The organism is Limnohabitans sp. Hippo4 (genome assembly GCF_003063605.1).
Lineage (GTDB): Bacteria > Pseudomonadota > Gammaproteobacteria > Burkholderiales > Burkholderiaceae_C > Limnohabitans_A.
Genome location: NZ_NESE01000003.1, coordinates 335384 through 356595 on the forward strand (window position 1 = coordinate 335384; position 21212 = coordinate 356595).

Sequence of the window (21212 nt, forward strand, 5' to 3'; positions counted from 1 at the left end):
GTTCAGATCTCTACGTAAGTAGTTTCAATGTCGTCGTGTGTATAGATGGCGCCATCCGGGCTGTAGTCATTCAGGTCGTGTGTTCCAAGCAACGCATCAATGCGTTGCTCATTTGCTTGCTCTTGAGAGGGATGTCCAATGAGCGGCGAGTAATTCTGGAAAGCCTCGGTGTGAACGCCTTTAGAGTTCTCATCAACAGATGGCACGGCAATGTGATAGCTAGCTGCACCGGTTGCGAACTCAATGACAAGCACGTGCTGACCCAGTTTGAAAACTACATCGCCATCAATAGGGAGGTGACCCAGGCTGGCAAGAACTGGCATCAAGTCCTTGGTAAAGAAACGTTGCTCAGAAAGAACAAGAGCATCGTCACCAGACTGGTCATAGACGAGACGATGTTTCGCAATGAATACACCTGATTTCTGCGTGTGAGAAATTTTGATACTTTGACCTGTGACGGTGACTTGCATCAACAAGTTGGCTTCGCGGGTGATGTGGTCATCAATGCCCTGGAGCCACATGTCCGCAACACGCTTAGAAATTGCAGCGCAATTCAAATCAGTCAGCTTGCATGTGGCTGAGATACGACTGTCATATTCACGGTCGTAGACAGGTTGACTGTGTGCGAATTGCGGCACTGCATCAAACGAGTTGAAGTGCAAAAAAAGCTTGCTCTTCTCGTCAGCCTTGTGAGTCAGTGACAGACGATGGCTGTAAACCGGGTCGTTCTCCAATTTTGGGATGCGACCAATGTGATCAGGCGTATACAAATTGAAAGCCAGCTGGTTAAGCAGCTTCTGCTCAACAGTGCATTTGCTGATGTTGGTGAGCGCTACATCGAAGTAAGGCGCATCCATGAAGGACGTTTTGGGTTTGAAAGTTGTCACCACACCAGATTTCACATGAAGTGGGCTGAGAAAAAACTCACCAGTAGCACCTTTGAAGAGCAGGCGTGTACGAGCCAATTTCTCCTCATTGGGATTGGTCGGATCAGTCACAACCTGAATCAAGTCCTTTTGCTTCAACTTGAGTGTTGCGGGCAAGAGCTGGGTGCGAAGACCTTCACACAAAACGCGAAGACTCATGGCGCACGCATCAAATTTCTTGCGGTATCCATTGACAATCGCGGACTCAATCACCTTCTTATCAATCATGGTGTTGTAGTGCGTGAAACCCTTTGCTTCGCGCTTGACAAGTGCAACTGCATAGCCTTTGGGGTCGGTCAACATCGGATCATCAAAAGTTGCCGCTGCGCCTGTCAACAGAGGAGCCATCTGGGCAATAGCTTCTTTCAGCAGCTTTTCTGTGACAACCTCATCTTTGACCGGACGAGTCTCTTTCACCGTATAGCGAGGGAGAAGCTTGAACTTGAAGTTCCAGCCTGCCATCTCTGCTTCTGTCAGTGCGGCTTCTTCTGCAGCACGTTCTTCATGTGTAGTGATAGCAACTTCCTCTGCAAGCTCAAAGTCGCCCTCTGCACGGAGCTGCGCTTTGCTGTAAGTGCCTTTAATCAGCTGGACAAACCCGCCCTTGTTTTGGATGAAGCCCACCAGTTTGATTTCTGGATTGTTTGCGTACATTTCCTGGTTGCGCTCGTACTCTTTGAGCAATGCATTCAGTGCACGACTCAGTTTGTTGCGATGCTGATCGCTGAGAGTCAAGCCAAAGAGATGCTTGAGCAATGGCGAAAAGTTGTGCCCGTGCGATACTTCACGGCCTTGACGAAATTCATCGCCCAGAGTGATTGCATCAAAGTGGTTGTCTTGCTTCGCTTGCAGCCACCACATGAGAATGTTGACAAGGTTCTCCCAGCCACGCTTGCGAGTGGCATGAAGGTCTTTGAACACTTGAGTGCACTCGTTTTTGAGTGCATCAAGTTTGCTTTGCAACGCGGTTGTGACCGCTGCAGCAAGTTGAATGAATTGTGTTGACACAGTTTTCCCCTCTTCCGATCTGGCAAGTTGCTAGCAAGTTGCGAGATAGAAATAAAAAATTGACGGATATCTGCAGCGGTCATAAACCATCTGCATTGCTTGCCGCATTGCCTGTCGGCATTGCTGCTGTATGTAGAGACTTTGTTGCGGGAGACCGTGTTTTTGATTCAAAATCGCGGTGTGTGACTGCTGCTCCGTTGCAGTCCCCGAATGCTTGAGATTTCGTTTTGCAATCCCAGACGCACTTGAACTACGTCTGAAAAAATTAGAAATCTGCTTTGGTCGTTTGCTTAGATATTTGCGGCCTCAACATCTACCTAATGCCCACTAGCTCTTGCGGTAGATTGATTTGTTCAGTCCTTTCTCTTGTTGCATGAACTTCACCGTGAAGCCCATGTACGAGAGTAGAAATCTGAATTCGGCACTGTCTTGGGTAGATCGTTTTTCAGCATCTACCTAGCGGTTCTCATCCGCCGCTTTAGGATGTTTCTTCGTCGCCTTTCGTTGGATCTAGTGAGTTCCCCTGAACTCCTGTTCATACTGTCGGCGGCGCGATGAGGCGGTGTTAGGTAGATGAGTTTTTCGCTCCTACCTAACTACCCGGAAGTTGTGGGGCTAGTCTTGTGTTGTGGCTGAATTAGCAGCCCAACATTGCAGCATCAGCGGCGATGCTTTGTTAGGTACTTGATCCGAGACGGAGTGACCAAATGGCAGTTGATTTCTATTACAAGGGCTTGATGGACGAGGACGAGCTTTTCCGTCCATATACGCCACAGCAGTCAGCGGAGAAAGCCAAGGGCTCCATGTATGAGGCTTGGTTCGATGCACTCAAAGCTTCGCACTGGTACATGTCTATGTGTAACGGTGACGCTCCGCCTACAGATGCTGCACGTGAATGCTTTGAGAAGTTCGGGGACATTCGCCCCTATACATTCAGCCGCTGGTGGACGGATGTTGGCTACAAAATCTTCGCAGAACATACACGCTATGAAGATGTGCAGGTGCGTGATGTTGAAGCCACGATTGAACTCAAGTACAACAAGAAGACCGGAAAGCTCAACAACCTGCTGATTGAAGTTCCAATGAACGTTCATCCCCGCAAGCTCAAGGAGCAGTTTGCGGAGATCCTTGAGAGCCATTCACGCTATTTCAACCATCACAATCGTTTTGCAGAGTCCGATGCTGAGGTGACGTTTGACCGTGACAGCAAGCTGAACTGCAAAACGATCAAGCTTTGGCTTGACGTGTACAAAGCTATCGAGAAGGAGCGGGCGAAGCAGCGTGACGGTGCACCTCTGCATGAGATTTGCCGTCAACTTGATTTGCGTGGCAGCTTGTTCAAAGAGTTTGGTGCTGGGACCGTTGTGGACGATGAAGAGGTCAAGCAGAAAGCGGCATCTGCGATTTCTGAGTACTATAAGAAGGCCCAACGCCTTGTTGCCAATGCAACGGAGATGCGCTTCCCATGTGTTGATGAATGTGCACTGATCACTATTCATCGCCGCAATGGTGGTGCTGACTAGCAACTTGCTAGATGACCGAGCAGGGTGCTGGCGGATGACGCTTGGGAGCCATCGCATGTGCTGCAGTTCCTGGCACTGCGATGGAATCCTAGGCATCAACCCCGCTTGGTGAGTCCTTTGAATCTATCCATCTTCGGTGGGGCTATAGACGCAAAATCACCAGGCTGAATTTGTAAGTACTTCCCTAAAATTTTTCGCAACGCAGATTTTTACGTGCGCAGGACCCTTTGGGAGCCATTGTGGCAAGGAGTCATGTCGGCCCTACAGCGCAAAATTTTGACGAGTACAGACTAACGCTGCAAACTTAGGTTGCGCCGATCTTCGCTCTACAAGATGGCTGCTATCGATCAGATAAGGAGGTCCACTCATTGGGTCCGCAGTCACCTTTAGGCTGAGAGCAGTCAATCAATCGTCGCAAGTGACTGGCCGCAGCCGACCCGGAGCAGTCACTCGCACCAGTGAAGCGGCGTATCAATGATTAACACGACACCAGCAGTACAAGAATTGCTGATCTGTATCCATTGGGGTATGGTGATCATTCAATTCACTTCCCATCAACTGAAAGCCATCGCCAAATTCATGATGGAGTTTCGCATCGTCGTATCGGACCACATCTAGCCCGCTGCACTGCAAAGGTCCATTTGGACCGAAGGTGGCCATGAGCACGTATCCACCGGGCTTGACTGAGCCACGTACCAGCTCAACATACGCCTGCCGGGCGGCTGGATCGGTCAAGAAATGAAACACAGCACGGTCGTGCCAAAGGTCAAACTTCTTGCCTCCGAAGTTGTAGCGCGTGATGTCCCCAACATGCCAGTTCACTTGCTGAGCCTTCGCGCCTAGGCGGCGCTTGGTGAAATCGATGGCAGCTGCGGAAATGTCGAGCACCGACAGGTCAAGGTAGTGGCGGTGCAAAAGATCATCCACCAAGGTGGACTCACCTCCACCGACATCGACGATAGCCGCAGTCTTGTCTGGGCAAAGTTGCTCAATCAGGCGCAGTGAGTCGCCCAGATGAGGCGCGTACCAACTCACCGCATCAAAATTTTTACTGCGGTAGACGTTTTCCCAATGGTCGGCTGAATGAATCATGGCGCACCTGACTGTAAATGTGTTGCTTAAGCGATAATATTAGACATCGCTTATGGAATATGCAACCATGAAAAAACTTCTCTGCACCGCAATGCTCATCTTGTTGGCTGCTGCGCCTGCTGTTGCCAATGACAAAGCCAAGCTCATGGACGAATTGTCAGGCTACCTGGAGTTTGTAGATTACGGTGGCGGCACCATTTTTGCCGAGCAAATTCCTAAGAGTGAGTACAGCAAGATGATGATCATCGATGCACGTGATGCCGCGCAATTTGCCAAAGAGCACATTCCCGGGGCGGTCAACATCGAGTGGCGCCAGGTGCTGGCCAAGAGTTCAAGCATCCCCAAGGACAAATCTGTGCTGATTTATTGCAACACAGGCAGTCTGTCTGCACAGGCTGGCTTTGCACTGCGCGTGTCGGGCTGGGAAAACGTCAAGATTCTCCAGGGTGGATACGCCGAGTGGAAAGCCAAAGGTGGCCTAGACGCCAACGCACGTGCAAGTGGTGCTGCACCCAAGCACTGACTTGATTGCTCACGACTGACAGTTTTTGATGCGCATGCGTGCATCTCATCGCTCGCATGTCTCGGCTATAGCCTTTAGCTTGGGACTGCATGCAGCGGTCTTCGCTCTGGCCAGTGGTTATCAATTTGGCTTTCGCAGCACACAGAAAGCGCCGCCTGATACCCAAGTCGTCTTCATGCAAATCTTGCCGCCGCCGCAAGAGCGGTTGCCCACCAAGGCTCAAGAAAATTCGCAAGTAGCGCAGCCGACCCCCGAGAAAACTCCTGTCATTACTGAAGCCGTTGATTCGCAAGACAAGCCACCGCCAGCTAAAGAACTAGCTCGCATGGCTGCTCCGCCCGCACCCACTGCTGAAGAATGGGCCTTTGCGGCTAAGTACACCAACAAAAACAGCAAGGGTTACCGCTACAGCTGGGGGCAACAGGTTCGAAGCATGATGGGGACAGCGGTGGAAGGCCCTGACCAGGGCTTCGTGCGTTTCAGAATAGAGATTGCGCCTGATGGCACCCTCGCCAAACTGGAAACGCTGTGGACGACTTCTGAAGTGGCCGAGCGATTGGCCCGACAAGCAATCGAGTCCATGCCAGCCTTGCCTCCTACTCCTACAGGTAAGTCTTTGATATTTGAAAAGACGATTTCGTTTACACCCTTCGCATCAGACGGTCCTCCAAGCTACAAGGACGACTGCCTGCCGGATCCACCTGTATTCCGTAACCCATTTGCGTGGGATGGCAAATCTCCTCAAGTAAGAACAGAACCTCCAAAAACTGAAAAGCTAGACCCTGAAGCTATGGAGGAATGCCTTCGACAATTACCAAAAGACTCGATCGAGGCAGAAGAGGCCAGCGACAAGCGGGCACTGGAAAGATGGGGCTGGAAGTAACTCGAACAAACTGACACCAGCCAAATCAAGTCAGAAAACCTTGCTTTTTGATGAGTTTGCAGATTCAAACTTCAGGACCAAAACGCCATCCTCTCGATTGATACGCCCGAGTTCCACCAACCTTGCAATCGCCCGATAAAGCGCCTCATGGGTCACGGCCAGTTGCTTTGCCAAGTCTTTGACGGAGCAGGTCAATGCATATCGGCCGCCAGTTCCCTCGGTCTCGATCAGATGCAATAAGCGGTCCTGCACTTTGGGCAGCGACAGGCGCTCGTTTTGAAGACGCAGTTGTCGCACTTCCCGGCTGAGCATGGCGATCCAACGCTCAGCAAAGGCTGGGTCAGTCTTGAGGGCTTGGCGTAGCGCCTTTATGGGAACCTTGGTGATCTGCGCATCTAAAGTCGTCCGGCCATCGCAGTGGTAACGGCTAGAGGTCAAACTGGCCTCCCCCACGAAGCCGCTTTGGCAACGTTGAAGGCAGGCATGCTGACCGTCAACGCCGTGGCGCTCGAGAACCACCTCGCCAGCCGACACGAAGAACATCCAGTGTGGTTGGTCACCGGTTAAGAATAAGGCCGTGCCAACCGGAAATTCTTCAGCTTCGCAAAGGCCATGAAGACTCGTCGGTAACAACTGGGCCAGGCTCTGTGAAAGTTCTTTCATTATTACGCACTGATATATGACATTGATCATATACATTGTTGTGTTGACTTGTCCATACTTCAGTCATGACTGATTCATTTTTTAGCTTTGGGCGCCAAATGCCTGAATACGGGGTGCCGGTACTTAACGAACGCGCTGTTCGTGCTGCGGCAGGTATCTTGTTCTTTTTTGCCATGGTCTCCTTCATGAACGCATGGCTGACGGGCAACTTCGCGCCAACCCGGGTGTTTGTGGTGGCCTTCCTGATCGATTTCACCATCAGGCTTTTCATCAACCCTCACTATGCGCCGAGCATGGTGATCGGCCAGTGGCTGGTGCGCCGCCAGCAACCAGAGTGGACCGGCGCGCCTCAAAAGCGCTTTGCCTGGGCCATTGGCTTTGTGCTGGCACTGACGATGCTTTACCTTGTGGTCATCAAAGGTGTGATTGGGCCGATCAACTTACTGGTCTGCGGCTTGTGCCTGCTGCTGCTGTTCTTCGAGAGCGCCTTTGGCATCTGCATCGGATGCTGGCTCTACAACCGCATGAGATCCGATCAGGCCCAGTTGTGTCCAGGTGGTGCTTGTGAGTACACGCCAGACTCAAAAGACCAGTTGAAGATCGGTCAGATGCTTGTTGTCCTGGTTTTTGCTGTGGTGGTGGTTTTTATAGCTCCTAGCCTAGCAAGTAAGGGACACACGGCTGCGCTGCCCACAGAGAGTGCGCCTGCCCCTCTAGATCCCGCAGAGGCAGAGCGCTGCAAAGTGCCCGACTTTGCCAAGGCCATGGGTCACGAAGAAAAGTGGAAACTTCACAACAACTGCAAATAATTGATTACTTATATAAGCATGAAAAAGAAACTCATCCTAGCTTCCATTGCGCTGGCTGGCACACTGGCGTGGGCTCAGCCCATGGGCTTTAAACACTATGGTCACTTCATGCACATGATGCATACCGGTGAAACCGCTGGCCAGGTACAACTGTCCAAACTGGATACCGCATCGGGCGTTTGGGGCGTGGGCGCCTTGGCCGATCTCAAAGGGGAAATCATCCAGGTTGACGGCAAACTGCTGATCAGTCTTGGTTCAGATGCACAAGGCAAGGTGAATCCCCCCAAATCCAACGACTCCGCCGTCTTGTGGGCCAGTGCCAAGGTGCATCAGTGGCTTTCAGTCAAGGTGCCATCCGACATGAGTCAGGCCCAGTTCGAAACATTTGCCAAAGAGCAAGCCAAGGCACAGAAGTTGGATTTGGAGCAGCCGTTTGTGTTCCGTGTCAGCGGTGACTACGCACATTTGATTTGGCACGTGGTCACAGGTGAAAAGTCTGCGGGCGGCGGACACGGCGCGCATGGTCATGGAGCCCAGGGCGGTCATGGCGGTGGTCATGCCAACCAGCAATCAGGCATGAAAGTGTTCCGCAACCCGCAGGCCAACGGCCAACTCATCGGGGTGTACAGCGGAGCCAAGTTGGAGGGGATCGTCTCCCACCAAGGCGAGCGCTTTCATGTGCACTACATTGACAAAGATATGACCGTGTCGGGTCATGTCGACCAATACACTGTCCGTGCGGGTGCCACCCTTTGGCTGCCCAAGAACTGAAGTTGACGACATGATCAATCAATTAGCTCGACGTTTGGGACTAAAGGCCATGCTGATTGCGCCATGGCTGGCCATGAACTTGAGTCACGCCAGTGAGCCCGTCTTTGTGCCCAAAGCGCAGTGGGTCGTTGACAAGGTTTACGCCATCGTCGGGCCGCTTGGGCAACGCAGCGTGCCCAACGCAGGACTGAATGCGAACTACGGCTTCGTGGTCACCGAGCAGGGCGTGATCTTGATCGACAGCGGTGCCAGCGCGCACAGCGCAGCTTTGTTGGAAAAAGCCATCGCGAAAGTGACGCCGCAACCCGTGCGCTGGGTGCTCAACACCGGCTCGCAAGACCACCGTTGGTTGGGCAACGACTACTTTGCCCGCAAAGGCGCACAAGTGCATGCCTTGGCTGCCACCGTACAAACCCAAAAGACAGTCGCTGAACAACAGGTAGCGGGTATGTCTCGATTCGTCGGTGAGCAGATGAAAGGCACATCGCCTCGCCACGCCGACGTAGTTCACCCTGGCGCTGAAGTTTCGTTGCAGTTGGGGGGCGTTCAAATCCAGTGGATGGACACCAGCGCACACTACCCTGGAGACACCATGATCCATCTGCCCATGTCAGCCGTGACTTTTACTGGCGACTTGGTCTATGTCGATCGACTACTGGGTGTACTGCCTCAATCCAATGTTCGCAAAGCAAATCAGGCGTTTGCCCGCCTAGCAGCACTTTCTCCGAAACATGTAGTTCCCGGCCATGGGCGAGTCACCAATATGGCTCAGGCGCAAAAGGAAACCGGTGATTACTATCAGTTCCTCATTGCCAATATTGGTGCGGCTGCCCGCAACCTTGAGCCAATGTCAGAGACGCTGGACAAGTTTGCGTCTCCCATGCCGTTCAAGCACCTTCAAAATTTTGAAGACCTACACCGTGGAAACATGAACCGGGTATTTGTGGATTTCGAGGCAAATCCCTGAGGAATCGGGAACGACTGCATTTGGCCGATGGCTGCAGTACAGTTCACGACCTTCGATGAACGCAATCGTTGCATTTCAGTCGTTAAACAGCCGTAGACACAAGAATGGTGTGGGTCAGCCTAACTTTCATATCTCAAATACAGTTGCTCAAACCCTACGTGCAGCGCAAGCCCTGCTCAGTTACCCAAACCAGTTCAACAAGCTAATCACGGTTACTGCGAAATCTAGCAAGTTGATAGATTTATGCAGCAGCTACGCAACGTCTACCCTACTAAATACTACTGAGCATGTTTTGCACAAAACCTGCACAGTGCCGCTAACCTGTTGATTTATAAATAGAAAATCAGGGGTAGGAATTTTGCACATACGAAAACACACTACATGCACTTTTTCCACAACAGTACGGAGAGTGCAAGTGACAAAACAAGCCAAGACTTTGGACGAGCGGCAGCTGCAACGCCTGCTTGAGTTCGTCGCCAAAACCAAAAGCGCAAAGCGCAACCGGGCCATCCTACTACTCACCCACCTGGCAGGAATGCGGATCGGAGAAGTCGCTGCCCTGCGTGTAAGCGATGTGCTTGCGAGCGATGGAACTGTCCGCAAAGAAATTGACCTGAGCGCAGCCCAAACCAAGGGCAATAAAAGCCGCACAGTCCTGCTAAATCAGCGTATGCAAGCTGAACTCGCCGCGTACATGCAAACGGTACGAGTGCGCGATGCAAAGCAGCCCTTGTTCGCCACGCAGCGCAGCGCAGGATTTACAGCCAACTCGTTGACCCAGGTCGTGAACGGTATCTACAAAAAAGCAGGATTTAACGGGTGCAGTAGCCATAGCGGGCGGCGTGGCTTCATTACGAACTTGGCTGAGAAGGGCGTCAGCGTTCGCGTGATGATGGCCCTGGCTGGGCATCAGAACATGAGCACCACACAGCGTTACATTGACCTGCGTCCAGGTGTTCTGCGGAATGCCGTGGAATTGATCTGAGAATATTAAGTATTACTCGTTGATACATTTAAGTATCAACTGAGATAGACTGCCATGAAACACCTACTGTGGAGTCTTCATGGCCTCTCGCATCACTACCAATTGGGATGGCATTCCCCGTACTCGCGCCACAGCAAACATCGTTGAGTTGAGAAAAGTGGACGGGGTTCGCGTCGTTCGCATAGACGAGGGCTCATTTCGCAATGCACCTGTCAGTGGGTACTTTGAGCTTGCATCGCCAGAAACCCGATTGAAAGTGGACAAGAACGGAACAAGAACCATTGAGGTCAAGCTTGGCTGGTTTGGTGTTAGGCCACAAGCGGGTGGATGGGCTCATGTAACTATCTTGGGCGCTCACAAGTTCTTGGATGAATTCAATGGCATGGTGTTCCACAACATCTCAGGACAACGCCGCGGCGTTTGATATTTTTAGCAAATTTTTAGGAACAAAAAATGATAGCCGCATCCAGCCTTAGTCCATTTGCTTTGGCAATCAAGTCTTTGTATGGCGTTGCTGTTGAGTTGAATGCGTTCATTGATGAGCACATTGAGTCGATGAAATCATCCGCCAATAGCACCATCTCACGAACAGGTTCTGTACTTGAGGGTGCAAAGTACGGTTTTGGACTAGGCTACATGTCATCGGTGATCATCATCGCTGGTGGTCAATTGCTTTTGGGAAATACCTTGGCTGCTGTGTCGGAGGTTGCCACTGCAGCTGCTCTATCGAACCCAATGGCAATGACTTGTGCCGCAGTTGGTGCCATTTATTTCGGTTGGAATGCTTTGTCAGACCAGGAGCGCGAGAGCATCCTTGAAAAGCTGTCCGAAGGGGTTCAGGTTGGCAAAGAGTTGATCAAATCAGTGTTTGCTTACGTGATCAACTGGTTCAAGTCTGTCAACGACTCAGTCTTCTTGAAAGAACTCAAAGATGACATTAGGGACGTAGCCGTGATCTTTCACAAGAGCCTGTCCGACGTTACAAAAAGCGCAGCGGATACTGCTGACGAGATTTTCAAGACAGTATCAGAGACGGCCAGCAAAATTGGTGATGGCGTGAAAGACGCAGTGAAGACGGTACGTGACAAAGTTAAGTCGAAGTCCAATGATTCATGAAGTCGTTCGGGCCAATCATTTTCGGAGCAGTTTGTTTGCTGATCGTTGCCAAGTTGTTCCCCCGATTCTTTTTGCTGGCCCTGATGCTGTACGCGGGCCTTGTGTATCTCAGATCAGCATTGGTAATCTAGCAACTTGCTAGATTGTTTGACTATCAAGGAACCCAATGAGCACGTTTGCCAACCAGTTGAAGGGCGAAATTGCCCGTGTCGCCAAGAAAGAAGTACGTGGCGAGACCAAGCAACTCAAGCAGGCATCCAGCAAGTACCGTAGCGAGATTGCCGCATTGAAGCGACAAGTGGCGGTTCTGGAGGCTGCCATCAAAAAGCTAAGTAAAGGCCAGTCTAGGCCAGCAAAGGCTGATGCTGGCGAGTCACAAGAAAAGCTGCGATTCCGTGCGCCCGGATTTGTGACACTGCGGAAGAAGCTGGGTCTGTCAGCTGAACAGATGGGCAAACTGATTGGCGTGTCTGCTCAAAGCGTGTACCACTGGGAGCAGGGCAAATCTCGTCCTCGTGCAAGTCAGTTGCCTGCCATTGCTGCTGCACGCAAGATGGGCAAGAAGGCGGCATTGGCGAAGCTAGGTGAGTGAAGCTTAGGACCGGTATGCAAGTCGACACGATTGCTGAACAGCTATTTTTTACGACAACACGCATTGATACAGTTGCACCAGATGGCACATCTGGTTCAGGTACTGGATTTTTCTTTCAATACGTGGTCGACGAGATAACTTACCCCTTCATTGTGACAAACAAGCACGTTGTCATGGGTATGCGTAATGGCAGCTTGACTTTTTTAAAGCAAAAGGATGGCCGACCAGAATTAGGAAATGGGTTCACACTTCAGGTTGGTGCAGACGATTGGGCGAAGATGTGGTTTGGGCATAGGGAGCCTGATGTGGATATTGTGATATCTGCGTTTGCTCCAATGCAGCAGTACATAAAAGATCACCATGGGATAGATCTTTTTTTTCGCTCAGTAGACAAAGCTATTGTCCCAACGCAGCAACAAATTGATGAGCTTGATGCCGTTGAGGATGTGACATTTATCGGCTATCCCAACGGGGTTTGGGATGCTAAAAATTTGCTTCCAGTCGCGCGACGAGGAACTACAGCTACACCCATAGCCGTTGATTTTGAAAACACGCCTAGATTTTTGATTGATGCTTCAGTATTTGGTGGATCTAGTGGTAGCCCTGTATTTGTTTTGAATCAGGGATCGTGGGCCGCTAAAAACGGAGGGCTTGTTGCAGGCTCTCGCCTAATATTCATAGGCGTTGTGGCCGCAGTGTTTTATCGGACACACCTCAATCAAATAGTGCCTGTCCCAATACCGACACAAGTAAGGCCGATGGCAGAGCAGCAGGAAATGATCGATCTAGGTATCGTCTTTAAGGCTCGCACGGTAGTTGAGACGGTTGAAGATTTTTTGAAGGCCAATGGCCTTGGAGTCACGGAAGCTTAGAGAAAAACTGGTGCGCCCAACTTGCAAGCCTCCAGTTTAAGCAAATCAGTAATACAGCTCTTCACGGTAGTCTTCCTCAAATTCAGGGTCATGCTCTTCAGGGGTTAGCGGTTCATTCCAGTATTGCTCGGACTTTTCGGCCCCCAGCTTGTGCAGCAGCTTGAATTTTCGAATGCGTTTGTCAACAGGCTGCTTTTCACGAATCATTGATCGTACAAGCTCAAGCCAATCTGTATTGACCCAGCAGTTTCTGCACAGGTCAGGCTGCTAAAGCGTATGCCTCGGCAGGGGTCCTCATCTTCAGCGCTTGGTGAGGGCGCCGGTGGTTGTAGAAGCCGATCCAATCCCCAATGACACGGGTGGCGTGCTGCAGGGTCTCGAACCGGTGGCGATGAACGCATTGATCCTTGAGGGTTCTGATCACCCGCTCGACCATGCCGTTCTGCTCGGGGCTGTAGGGCGTGATGAACTCTTGGCGCAGGCCGTAGCTCTTGACCAGGGCCGTGTAGCTTCGACTGGTGAAGACCAATCCGTTGTCCGATCTCAGAAGGAACGGGGTCTGGACACGGCCGAGATGGCCGTATCGAGCAATCAGCGCCTGCTCCAGTGCCGACTCAGCGGTCTTTGAGCGGCCGCTGCGGCTCAGATGCCATCCCAGCAGTTCCCGTGTGTGGCAATCAATCACCAAGGCCAGCGTGGCCCAGTTGTCCCGTCCACACCAGACCCGGCACATGTCGGTGGCCCATCGCTCGTTTGGGGCCGTGGCTACCGAGGGCAGAGCCTGGATACGGGGTCGAAATCCAACAGGCCGTTTACGAACCTGCCAGCCCATGATCTGAAACACGCGTTGAACGGTGTTCTTGTTCATGTCCAGCAGGTGTGCCACGGTGCGGTAGCCGAAGGACGGGTTCTCTTCGATCAGGGCCTTGATCGGCTTGACGAACTGTTCCTGGACCTGGGGTTCACCCTTGGTGGGCTTGTAGTACACCGTGCGGCGCGGAACCCCGAACCAGCCGCAGAGCTTGACGAGGCTGACCATCACGCCATCGTCCTTCAAGGCCTGCTGAAGCTCCAGGATCATTTGTCGTCCTCGTTGCCCAGCAGAGAGTTCAATTTTTTTCTTGCACGCAGTTCCAGCATCGCCTCTCCGTACGCCTCCTGCAGCTCGCGGAGCTGCCGTTCGTACTGTTCCTTGATTTCAAGAGGTTTGGTCCGAAGAGCGTTCTCCATGCCCTTCTTGCCTTCCTCTACCCACTCCTCTATCTCTGATGGGGGCAGGTCATAGGCTCGGCTGGCCTCGGCCACGGTGGTCTTGCCCTGGATGATGTCCAGGATCAAGGCCGCCTTGCGCTTGGCCGTCCATCGTTTGATGTCGTCGTCCATTTGGGTGCTCACAGGTGTTTCCTTTCGACAATAACACCTGAGCAGGAATTCACTGGGTCAATACAAATCTAGACCAATTTTCTGTCTATTCGCGGGTAGTAGCAGCACGGCATCCTGGACAATCATCAGATACTCATCAAGGCGCTGGAAGCTGGCATAACGTTCACTTTCATCGAGAGCAATATTCAGTTGCTCCTCTCTGTCCGCAATGATGCGCTCGTTGTGCTGTCGGATTGCTTTTTTACGTTCGTACTCACGTTCTCGTGCATCACACTCTTCACGCCATTGATACAAGTCGTTGAGCTTCCAAATGATGTGATCAACGATCTTCTCTACCTGGAATTCAAGTCTCTGGCGGCTGTCTTGAAAGGCCTTGCCGTAGGTGCCGCCTAGCTTGACTTGCAGGATGTTTTTTGGCGCTTCAACGTAGTCATACCAAGAGTCTCGGCCTGTTTCTAGTTTGTACAGTTTGGACAGTGCCGCTGTCTTCCCGGCTTTGCTCCACGGTTCACGGAATTCAATCTGATACGTTTCACGTCCTTTCTTGGCGATCAACTCGTAGCGCATGTCTCTTCTGCGTTGCGTCAGGTCTACCTCAATGCCCTGTGATGCAAGTCGTTCAATGATTTCATCCGCAATGCACAGAGCGCGAAGTGCGTTCTTGGCCGTTGCAACAATCGGAATTTGTTCTGCACCAGAATAAAAATAGCTGAAGGTAAAAAGATTGGTTGGCGGCCATTTGCTGTGTAAATTTTTCACCGAGTCAAAACTCTGGCCTGTTTGCTTCTCTAAATCCTTGATGAACGCCTTGATGGCCTCTGCAGTACGTATGGCGCGAATGTCATGCAGCTGCTCAATCGTCCGTGAGATCGGCTCTGTTTCAAATTGGTGCTTGGCTGTCTTGATCAGTTTCCCAATGGCTCTAACCCGTTCAGCTTGGACGTCATCCGGAAATGTGATCGCGGGACTGTGATTGCGGTAAGGTAGTTCTGGTTGCGGTTCTTCTTGCCCGAACTGTTTTTGCGTCCAATGCCCACGTTCTGGCAGTGGGATGCCATGCTTTATGCAAATCTTTCTCAGTCCAACATCACTGACATTCAGCTGCTTTGCCAGATGAATCATTGGCGTTTGCCACACCATCTCAAAAAGCTCTTGCCTAGACTTCTCCATGCATGACTCCACAGAATGAGGTTCATGCAGAAGTTTGGTGCAAATGTCACATGCTCGCCATTAGCAAATGCACTGCCAGTGTCTGGCCAATCAACCCAACTGTTCAGCAGCCATTGTGGCGGTCAATTTTGAATAGTGCTTCTCCAGCATAAGCACAGACGTGCCCATCTGACGTGCAAGGGTGTGAATGTCAGTGCTAGCCATCAACTCCAATGTAGCGTATGTGTGCCGCAATGAATACATGGTGCGTTGTTGCCCACTGCTCTTGTCTTTGCTGAGCCCCGCTGCTTGCAACAGGCGGCTGAACGTGCCCTGCAGTCCATAGGGTTGACTGCCATCTTCATATACAAAGACCTTGTGAGGTAACTTGGCCTTGATGGCGTCATCCAATGTCATGGCAACAGCAGCTTGACGCAGTGCCAGTCGTTCAAATGCAGCCCATGAGCGATGCTTGGCAATGAGCCAACGTCCACCAGTCTTGCCGCTGACCCAGATACGCAAGTAGCGAACATCATTGACGGTGTGCCACTCCAAGTGCTGCCACAACATGTTGAGACTTTCACGGCCAGCCCGCATCCCAGTTGCCAGCAAGATTTCCACGTAGTCACGCAGAAGCATTTTGATTTGACGCCCAGTATTCCGGTGTCCACCAGAAGCGACCCAGTCCGGCATGAACGCCAACAGCTGATTGACTTCCTCAACGGTGAAGCCAGGACGAGCTTTGGTCTTTTCACCACGGCGGCTCAATGTGGGTGTGTTCTGGTGCTTGCTGAGCCACCCGTTCTCAATCGCAGTTTCAATCACGCGGTTGTATGCGGACGCATGAGTCATCAAGGTACTGGCCATAGGCATACGGCCAATCTTCTCGTTGCGCCACACTTCAAATTCGCGGACCAGTGCGCTGTTGATGCTGGTCAGGTTGTACTTGCCAAAGAACGGGATGAAGTACAGACGAATGACTCGCTTGTAGTCCATGTTGGTGCGCGGCTTGAGACCCTGTTCAATCTCACGGTCCAGCTGCTTCATGCAAGCGTCTGCAGCTGTGCTGAAACGTTTGACGCTCTGCGGAATGCCCAGCTCTTCCTTGAAACGGGCTCGGTCATACATGTCCCCCGCAACACGCTTGGCGTAAGTCAGGTCACGTTGCTTGGTTGAAAAGCTCAGCCAGTCCTTGCGCTCAAACAGGCGAAAGCGCACCTGCCAAACTGTGCTTTCTTTGCGTTTGTAGAGCACCACTGCGCCATCGCGCAAATGGTGTACTTTCTCGCTGCTTTGTTGCTCTGCGAGGGCCAGTTTCGCCAGCTTCGGAGGGGGTGGAGGGCAGATGCCCTGCTGCACAAGCTGCTGGACTGTAGGGTAGGCGAGTTGGGTGCTTTTCACGCAAGTTGCTAGAAAAACAGCAGCGTAATTTCATCCCTGCGCACTGGGCAACCAACCCAAAATTTGTCGGGCTTCTGTCCTGCGGTTCGCTATGGTTCAGTGCAGGGTCTGCAGCATTTTTAAAGGTAGAGGCATCACTGGACGAGGAGCTCGGAACTTTTCGGCAAAATCCCTGCTACAATCAGTAGCTTCAACGGCCCGGTAGCTCAGTTGGTAGAGCAGCGGATTGAAAATCCGCGTGTCGATGGTTCGATTCCGTCCCAGGCCACCATTTATAAAGCGTAGCAAGGGAAACCGTGCTACGCTTTTCTATTGCACGAACGTCGCACGTTTTTTCTCACGCTTTCTGTCAAATCCTTTGGTTTCTGCAACCAAAAGTCCTCTCCCCTACTTTCGCATTAGTTCCTTTTTAGCCCTTTGTATGTTTGATATACAAGGCTTGGGCATGGCTGTTTTTTAAGCAAATTCAGGTAGCCCAATTCTAGTTTTGACAATAAACTGCTGTGAACAAATTTGTCAGACACACAAAGTAAGACTACCAGCTCAAAAGACAGTAAATCACTAACACTAAGCCTTAGATTGATAGACATGATGAAAATATTTTTATTGAGCTTTGCGTTCCTAACTCTCACAGTTTTTGCACAAGATGAAACTTATCCCAAAGTGGGGGTAATTGCTTCCAATACAGAAATTGCTTCAATCAATTACTCGTGCATGCGCCCCAAAGATGACAAGAGTAACTACAGAACAATTGAGTGCGAAATCAGTTATCAAACCATAAAGAAAGGGGAATACAGAAATCAAAGAGAACTTATAGAAGAAGAGTTCAAAAAAAGTGGCATACCAACTGATATGTGCGTCATGTATGGGAAAAAAAACATAGCCAACATGACAGTTGCTGAAGTACAAGCAGAACTTAACAAGATAGACAACACTAAAAATAGTTTTGCTAAAGAAATGCTCTATGAGCTTGCTCCCATTCTTCAAAAAATGTGCAAAGAAAAAACTTTGGAATCACTAATTAAGTTTGTTGAATTTGTATCTATGAAAGAAGCAAATACTTGCGAAATAGAAACCAGTAAAACCAAAGAGATTTTTCGTGAGCTACCTCAAAATAAAGGCGAACGCTCACTTTGGATAAGTGAACAAAGTTCGATACCACCTTGCGGTAGAAAAGACATCATTAAATTCATACCTACTGAAAAAAATTGGTGGCATCTTCAGTATGAGCATGTCGTATTGAACAAACAAGCAAAAGATGACAACGGCAAATTATGCAAAGACTTAGATGGAGTAAGAAATATTTTTAACTCTACAGCTAACACATGGAATTTTCCATGCAAGCACATTAAGCTTTCCAACAGAGGTGCATGGAACGGTCCATTCAACCCAAAGTAAAAAAGAAGCATTTAATTGAAAGTCTCAGTCACCCTAGTCAACGAGAACCTAGCCCATGCAAGGGGTGGTGAGGTAGTTCTCTACAAGCGAAGTGACAGTATTCGTTGGCAAGCACGATTCAAACTCAAAGACTTGAAATGGCACAGAATTGCCACCAAGCATCCAAACCTTCAATATGCAGCACAAGCCGCATGCGAAGCCTACGACAGGGCTAGGTTCTTGTATGAAGAGAAGATTCCAATCTCAAGCAAACGATTTGATGTAGTTGCAAGACTTGCCAGTGAAGAGATGCAGCAGTTGATTGACAGTGGCAATGGCAAAACTGTTTACAACGACTACATCAAAGTCATTAATAACTATTTGATTCCATTCTTTGGCAACTACCACCTAAACACAATTGGCTATGATGAACTGCAAAAGTTCAACACATGGCGCATTAAGAAAATGAAGCGCACTCCTGTGCTGAGTACGATAACAACACACAACAGCGCCCTGAATCGTGTTTTCCAACTGGCACTAGAGCGTGGTTGGGTTGCTCAAACACAGATACCCAAACTCAAGAACAATGGCAAAAAAGGCACAGCACGTGAAGCCTTTAGCCTTACAGAATACAAGTCGCTGACAAGTTATATGCCTCATTGGGTGGACAAAGGGCACACAGCAAAGACTAACCAAATGCGTGCCTTGCTGCGTGACTACATCTTGGTGCTGTCAAACACAGGCATTAGGCATGGCACTGAAGCCTTCAATTTAAAGTGGCGTGACATTGAATGGATTACCAAAGATGGTGAACGCTATTTGCAGTTCACTGTCAAAGGTAAAACTGGCAAACGACAACCAATTGCTAGACACAACACAGAAGACTACTTACGTAGATTGCAGGAACGTCGCTCACACATTGCCAAACTCACATTTGATGCGCTGCTGAAAAAGAAACTCAATGAAAAGGTGTTTGTGCTTGAAGATGGCAGTGAGACAAAGAGTTTGGCTGGCACGTTTAGAACACTAATGCGGGATAGTGGCTTGGACAAGGACAGAGACGTCAAACAAAAACGCAGTTTGTATTCTCTGCGTCACACCTATGCTCATTTCTCCATACTCAATGAGACTATGGATGTCTACACCTTAGCAAAGCAAATGGGCACAAGCGTGAAAATGATTGAACTGCACTATGGACATTTGCAGCCTGCACAGAAAGCCAATGTCATTGCTGGCAAGCGCATGGGTTCAAAGAAGAAGGTTGTTGCTGCTGAAACAGTGGTGGAAGAGAAACCCAAATTGGAGTTGGTGAAATGAGCAAAGAATTACAAAAATCTCTAGAGCAACTCAATACAGAAGAAATTGAAAAAAAAGTTGCTCATTCAATGCTTACCAAAGAGGCTCACTCTATAGCACTTAGCATATTGAAATCACGTGGTGTAAACACAGTTGATTTGCCAGCAGAACCAGACGAAAACTTTCATAAGTCAAATTTCTTCAAGCAAAAGTTCCCTTACTTTATAGCTCTTGTTGCAATAGCATTTATTGGAAAAGGCATAAACAACTATTACCAAAAGAATAGAGTCTCACCAGAAGAACAAGTACAAAACTCTATCAATTCAAGCAAGCCAAAATCAGTCTTGCAGGGTTTAGAAATGCCTAGTCCAACTCCAAATAATGATGCTGCAAAAAAATAACTTCATGCATCAACGAAAAAATGAATCATCTTTTACTATCAGCTGCACTTACTTTAACTAGTAGCATGGCATGGGCTTCTGCTGATTTACAACTGCCTGAAGAAGTCTGTAGTGTGATTGGTGCGAACTCCAATCAATGCACTGAAAAGCAAGTCAACGCAAAGTTTGTAGACTTAAACAACGATGGCATTAAAGAATTAATTACAAATTGGAGTGGTGGCTCATGTGGCTCACAGTACTTCGTATTCAAACTTGATGACACAATCAAATGGAAATTGATAGGTAATTGGTGTGGCTGTGAAAATGGCATTTCAAAGATTAGCAAAACCAGTCACAACAAGTATTTAGATATTTTTACTTGCGATGTAAGTGGGTTCTTTGATGGCAACAAGTATGTTGGCGTTAGGCAATAGACAAATATGGAAACCATCTTTGCAATTGGCTTGTGCGTTGCAGCACTTTATTTAATTACTAGAAGGTGGATTTGGATACTCTTTTTTGGTATCAGTGGACTTGCTGCAGCCTTTTCCACATTAGCAAGTATCTTTCATTTTCAGATTTTAGGTGCACTAGGATTTTGCTTTTTGGCATGGATTTGCTTTGTAATCACAGCAGTGATTGCTGATGGCTACAAATGAAATTAACAATCGAAATGAGTGATTTAAATGAATGAAGAAAATGAAAAAGTCAAAGCTGCCTTAGCAGGACAGATACTTTCAGTTTGGATGCCAGTTGGATTGTTACGGAAATTGGTTTTTTGGATACTCATATTTTTTGGGGCATATGGAGTATTCACAAACCAAGAGTGGTACCACTGGATAATGTTAATTTTTGCGGCAACAATGTCGCCAAGACTGGTAGGGGAAGTCGCGTTTGCCTTAGGCAGGGTAGTTGCTCTTTTTTTAAAAAAATAAGTTATCTAATCCATGAGAAATCATAAAGCTGCAATTTCAATTTGGCTTCTAGCTAACTATCTATTGATAGTTATATTTGCTGCAATGCTACGAGAACCATCTATGCAGCAATCAAGTGTGTACATAACTTCAGCATTTATTTATTTTTATGTGTTCTGTATTTTTTGGGGTTTTCTTCAAAATCACATCAAACTTTCTTGCGAATCACGAAATATTGAATTGCCGTCCAATTCTGGGATTGTTGGATTCCTGAATGAGCTTACAAACGATAGCTTAAAGTTTGCACCAACATTTACTTTGCTTGTGCCCTTGTACTATTGGGTGTTTAGACTCGTTATCTTGCCAGTTGTTTGGCTCAAGACAGGAGAGTGGAGTGAATTCACTACTTGTGATGTTTATAAGCAATTTTGTAATTTTGATAGCAATGCACTTGGATTAAATATTTTTATCAACAAAGTTGGGCAATCAGACTATGGATTTTTGTTGGCAACTTTGTGTTTTATCATCTATCTTGTTTCCAAACAGACTAAAAATTTAATTTCTGAAAAGTAACTTTAGATA

Annotated in this window: 26 protein-coding genes and 1 tRNA gene; 19 read left to right on the top strand and 8 right to left on the bottom strand. The window is 49.1% G+C overall.

Translation table 11 applies throughout. The annotated features are described in order from the left end of the window. Positions 1-2: 2 nt before the first annotated feature. On the bottom strand, positions 3-1847 hold the full coding sequence (locus B9Z46_RS10695) for a hypothetical protein (RefSeq protein ID WP_146179253.1): 1845 nt from the start codon (positions 1845-1847) through the stop codon (positions 3-5). A gap of 794 nt (positions 1848-2641) precedes the next feature. Between B9Z46_RS10695 and B9Z46_RS10700 the strand changes: the two genes are divergently transcribed. Next, positions 2642-3457, top strand: coding sequence for a hypothetical protein (locus B9Z46_RS10700; protein ID WP_108256347.1), 816 nt, complete (start codon positions 2642-2644; stop codon positions 3455-3457). 471 nt (positions 3458-3928) lie between these two features. On the opposite strand, the gene B9Z46_RS10705 is transcribed toward B9Z46_RS10700, so the two are convergent. Next, positions 3929-4549 carry a class I SAM-dependent methyltransferase gene (locus B9Z46_RS10705; RefSeq protein WP_108256349.1) on the bottom strand — a complete coding sequence of 207 codons (621 nt, stop codon included), beginning with the start codon at positions 4547-4549 and terminating at the stop codon, positions 3929-3931. A gap of 67 nt (positions 4550-4616) precedes the next feature. Between B9Z46_RS10705 and B9Z46_RS10710 the strand changes: the two genes are divergently transcribed. Together B9Z46_RS10710 and B9Z46_RS10715 are read left to right on the top strand one after the other, a co-directional pair. Continuing rightward, positions 4617-5072, top strand: a complete 456-nt coding sequence (locus B9Z46_RS10710; RefSeq protein ID WP_108256487.1) for a rhodanese-like domain-containing protein — start codon at positions 4617-4619, stop codon at positions 5070-5072. A 34-nt stretch (positions 5073-5106) separates the two neighbouring features. Continuing rightward, positions 5107-5955, top strand: a complete 849-nt coding sequence (locus tag B9Z46_RS10715; protein WP_108256351.1) for a hypothetical protein — start codon at positions 5107-5109, stop codon at positions 5953-5955. 30 nt (positions 5956-5985) lie between these two features. Here B9Z46_RS10715 and B9Z46_RS10720 read toward each other — a convergent pair whose 3' ends face one another. Then, entirely contained in the window at positions 5986-6618 is a 633-nt protein-coding gene (locus B9Z46_RS10720) for a Crp/Fnr family transcriptional regulator (RefSeq protein WP_146179254.1), read from the bottom strand. A 98-nt stretch (positions 6619-6716) separates the two neighbouring features. Here B9Z46_RS10720 and B9Z46_RS10725 point away from each other — a divergent pair, with 98 nt between their 5' ends. From B9Z46_RS10725 to B9Z46_RS10760, 8 genes are all read left to right on the top strand, one after another. Then, positions 6717-7427, top strand: a complete 711-nt coding sequence (locus tag B9Z46_RS10725) for a DUF4395 domain-containing protein (RefSeq protein WP_255416931.1) — start codon at positions 6717-6719, stop codon at positions 7425-7427. Positions 7428-7445: 18 nt separating this feature from the next. Further along, on the top strand, positions 7446-8198 hold the full coding sequence (locus tag B9Z46_RS10730; RefSeq protein WP_108256357.1) for an acetolactate decarboxylase: 753 nt from the start codon (positions 7446-7448) through the stop codon (positions 8196-8198). A gap of 10 nt (positions 8199-8208) precedes the next feature. After that, positions 8209-9165 carry an MBL fold metallo-hydrolase gene (locus B9Z46_RS10735; protein ID WP_199220591.1) on the top strand — a complete coding sequence of 319 codons (957 nt, stop codon included), beginning with the start codon at positions 8209-8211 and terminating at the stop codon, positions 9163-9165. A gap of 415 nt (positions 9166-9580) precedes the next feature. Beyond that, positions 9581-10150, top strand: coding sequence for a site-specific integrase (locus tag B9Z46_RS10740; RefSeq protein ID WP_108256491.1), 570 nt, complete (start codon positions 9581-9583; stop codon positions 10148-10150). A gap of 79 nt (positions 10151-10229) precedes the next feature. Then, positions 10230-10574: a hypothetical protein gene (locus B9Z46_RS10745; RefSeq protein WP_108256359.1), complete on the top strand. Its 345-nt coding sequence runs from the start codon at positions 10230-10232 to the stop codon at positions 10572-10574. Positions 10575-10705: 131 nt separating this feature from the next. Beyond that, the gene (locus B9Z46_RS10750; RefSeq protein ID WP_146179255.1) at positions 10706-11266 is read left to right on the top strand and encodes a hypothetical protein; all 561 of its coding nucleotides are present in this window, start codon (positions 10706-10708) and stop codon (positions 11264-11266) included. Between the two features lie 166 nt (positions 11267-11432). Beyond that, positions 11433-11858 carry a helix-turn-helix transcriptional regulator gene (locus B9Z46_RS10755; protein ID WP_108256363.1) on the top strand — a complete coding sequence of 142 codons (426 nt, stop codon included), beginning with the start codon at positions 11433-11435 and terminating at the stop codon, positions 11856-11858. A 14-nt stretch (positions 11859-11872) separates the two neighbouring features. Next, a complete protein-coding gene (locus B9Z46_RS10760; protein WP_108256365.1) occupies positions 11873-12730 on the top strand; it encodes a serine protease in 858 nt (285 codons plus the stop codon). A 45-nt stretch (positions 12731-12775) separates the two neighbouring features. On the opposite strand, the gene B9Z46_RS15125 is transcribed toward B9Z46_RS10760, so the two are convergent. The 5 genes from B9Z46_RS15125 to xerC all read right to left on the bottom strand — a co-directional run bounded on the left by B9Z46_RS15125 (position 12776) and on the right by xerC (position 16663). Then, positions 12776-12937 carry a hypothetical protein gene (locus B9Z46_RS15125; protein ID WP_158268425.1) on the bottom strand — a complete coding sequence of 54 codons (162 nt, stop codon included), beginning with the start codon at positions 12935-12937 and terminating at the stop codon, positions 12776-12778. Between the two features lie 52 nt (positions 12938-12989). After that, positions 12990-13811 (bottom strand): IS3 family transposase, encoded by an 822-nt coding sequence (locus B9Z46_RS10765; RefSeq protein WP_108256367.1) that lies wholly within the window; start codon positions 13809-13811, stop codon positions 12990-12992. Then, positions 13808-14113: a transposase gene (locus B9Z46_RS10770; RefSeq protein WP_369907435.1), complete on the bottom strand. Its 306-nt coding sequence runs from the start codon at positions 14111-14113 to the stop codon at positions 13808-13810. The genes B9Z46_RS10765 and B9Z46_RS10770 overlap by 4 nt, the downstream gene beginning before the upstream one ends. Before the next feature lie 57 nt (positions 14114-14170). Then, on the bottom strand, positions 14171-15283 hold the full coding sequence (locus tag B9Z46_RS10775) for a hypothetical protein (RefSeq protein WP_108256371.1): 1113 nt from the start codon (positions 15281-15283) through the stop codon (positions 14171-14173). 90 nt (positions 15284-15373) lie between these two features. Next, positions 15374-16663, bottom strand: a complete 1290-nt coding sequence (gene xerC, locus B9Z46_RS10780; protein ID WP_233245984.1) for a tyrosine recombinase XerC — start codon at positions 16661-16663, stop codon at positions 15374-15376. A gap of 195 nt (positions 16664-16858) precedes the next feature. Between xerC and B9Z46_RS10785 the strand changes: the two genes are divergently transcribed. The 8 genes from B9Z46_RS10785 (at position 16859) to B9Z46_RS10815 (ending at position 21203) form a co-directional block, all read left to right on the top strand. Continuing rightward, a tRNA-Phe gene (locus tag B9Z46_RS10785) sits at positions 16859-16934 on the top strand. A 320-nt stretch (positions 16935-17254) separates the two neighbouring features. After that, positions 17255-18061, top strand: coding sequence for a hypothetical protein (locus B9Z46_RS10790; RefSeq protein WP_158268426.1), 807 nt, complete (start codon positions 17255-17257; stop codon positions 18059-18061). A gap of 15 nt (positions 18062-18076) precedes the next feature. Beyond that, positions 18077-19357 (top strand): integrase, encoded by a 1281-nt coding sequence (locus B9Z46_RS10795; protein WP_108256375.1) that lies wholly within the window; start codon positions 18077-18079, stop codon positions 19355-19357. Then, positions 19354-19737 (top strand): hypothetical protein, encoded by a 384-nt coding sequence (locus B9Z46_RS10800; protein WP_108256377.1) that lies wholly within the window; start codon positions 19354-19356, stop codon positions 19735-19737. The genes B9Z46_RS10795 and B9Z46_RS10800 overlap by 4 nt, the downstream gene beginning before the upstream one ends. A gap of 65 nt (positions 19738-19802) precedes the next feature. Further along, positions 19803-20150 (top strand): hypothetical protein, encoded by a 348-nt coding sequence (locus tag B9Z46_RS10805; RefSeq protein WP_108256379.1) that lies wholly within the window; start codon positions 19803-19805, stop codon positions 20148-20150. 6 nt (positions 20151-20156) lie between these two features. After that, positions 20157-20375 (top strand): hypothetical protein, encoded by a 219-nt coding sequence (locus tag B9Z46_RS15055; RefSeq protein WP_146179257.1) that lies wholly within the window; start codon positions 20157-20159, stop codon positions 20373-20375. A 27-nt stretch (positions 20376-20402) separates the two neighbouring features. Next, complete coding sequence (locus B9Z46_RS10810; protein WP_108256381.1) at positions 20403-20651, top strand: hypothetical protein; 249 nt, start codon at positions 20403-20405, stop codon at positions 20649-20651. Between the two features lie 12 nt (positions 20652-20663). Further along, positions 20664-21203 carry a hypothetical protein gene (locus B9Z46_RS10815; RefSeq protein ID WP_108256383.1) on the top strand — a complete coding sequence of 180 codons (540 nt, stop codon included), beginning with the start codon at positions 20664-20666 and terminating at the stop codon, positions 21201-21203. Positions 21204-21212: the final 9 nt, after the last annotated feature.

Coding starts and splice junctions, on each gene's coding strand:
- B9Z46_RS10700 (WP_108256347.1), top strand. CDS start 2,642: ATGGCAGTTGATTTCTATTACAAGGGCTTGATGGACGAGGACGAGCTT.
- B9Z46_RS10705 (WP_108256349.1), bottom strand. CDS start 4,549: ATGATTCATTCAGCCGACCATTGGGAAAACGTCTACCGCAGTAAAAAT.
- B9Z46_RS10710 (WP_108256487.1), top strand. CDS start 4,617: ATGAAAAAACTTCTCTGCACCGCAATGCTCATCTTGTTGGCTGCTGCG.
- B9Z46_RS10715 (WP_108256351.1), top strand. CDS start 5,107: ATGCGTGCATCTCATCGCTCGCATGTCTCGGCTATAGCCTTTAGCTTG.
- B9Z46_RS10720 (WP_146179254.1), bottom strand. CDS start 6,618: ATGAAAGAACTTTCACAGAGCCTGGCCCAGTTGTTACCGACGAGTCTT.
- B9Z46_RS10725 (WP_255416931.1), top strand. CDS start 6,717: ATGCCTGAATACGGGGTGCCGGTACTTAACGAACGCGCTGTTCGTGCT.
- B9Z46_RS10730 (WP_108256357.1), top strand. CDS start 7,446: ATGAAAAAGAAACTCATCCTAGCTTCCATTGCGCTGGCTGGCACACTG.
- B9Z46_RS10735 (WP_199220591.1), top strand. CDS start 8,209: ATGATCAATCAATTAGCTCGACGTTTGGGACTAAAGGCCATGCTGATT.
- B9Z46_RS10745 (WP_108256359.1), top strand. CDS start 10,230: ATGGCCTCTCGCATCACTACCAATTGGGATGGCATTCCCCGTACTCGC.
- B9Z46_RS10750 (WP_146179255.1), top strand. CDS start 10,706: ATGAAATCATCCGCCAATAGCACCATCTCACGAACAGGTTCTGTACTT.
- B9Z46_RS10755 (WP_108256363.1), top strand. CDS start 11,433: ATGAGCACGTTTGCCAACCAGTTGAAGGGCGAAATTGCCCGTGTCGCC.
- B9Z46_RS10760 (WP_108256365.1), top strand. CDS start 11,873: ATGCAAGTCGACACGATTGCTGAACAGCTATTTTTTACGACAACACGC.
- B9Z46_RS15125 (WP_158268425.1), bottom strand. CDS start 12,937: ATGATTCGTGAAAAGCAGCCTGTTGACAAACGCATTCGAAAATTCAAG.
- B9Z46_RS10765 (WP_108256367.1), bottom strand. CDS start 13,811: ATGATCCTGGAGCTTCAGCAGGCCTTGAAGGACGATGGCGTGATGGTC.
- B9Z46_RS10770 (WP_369907435.1), bottom strand. CDS start 14,113: ATGGACGACGACATCAAACGATGGACGGCCAAGCGCAAGGCGGCCTTG.
- B9Z46_RS10775 (WP_108256371.1), bottom strand. CDS start 15,283: ATGGAGAAGTCTAGGCAAGAGCTTTTTGAGATGGTGTGGCAAACGCCA.
- B9Z46_RS10790 (WP_158268426.1), top strand. CDS start 17,255: ATGAAAATATTTTTATTGAGCTTTGCGTTCCTAACTCTCACAGTTTTT.
- B9Z46_RS10800 (WP_108256377.1), top strand. CDS start 19,354: ATGAGCAAAGAATTACAAAAATCTCTAGAGCAACTCAATACAGAAGAA.
- B9Z46_RS10805 (WP_108256379.1), top strand. CDS start 19,803: ATGGCATGGGCTTCTGCTGATTTACAACTGCCTGAAGAAGTCTGTAGT.
- B9Z46_RS15055 (WP_146179257.1), top strand. CDS start 20,157: ATGGAAACCATCTTTGCAATTGGCTTGTGCGTTGCAGCACTTTATTTA.
- B9Z46_RS10810 (WP_108256381.1), top strand. CDS start 20,403: ATGAATGAAGAAAATGAAAAAGTCAAAGCTGCCTTAGCAGGACAGATA.
- B9Z46_RS10815 (WP_108256383.1), top strand. CDS start 20,664: ATGAGAAATCATAAAGCTGCAATTTCAATTTGGCTTCTAGCTAACTAT.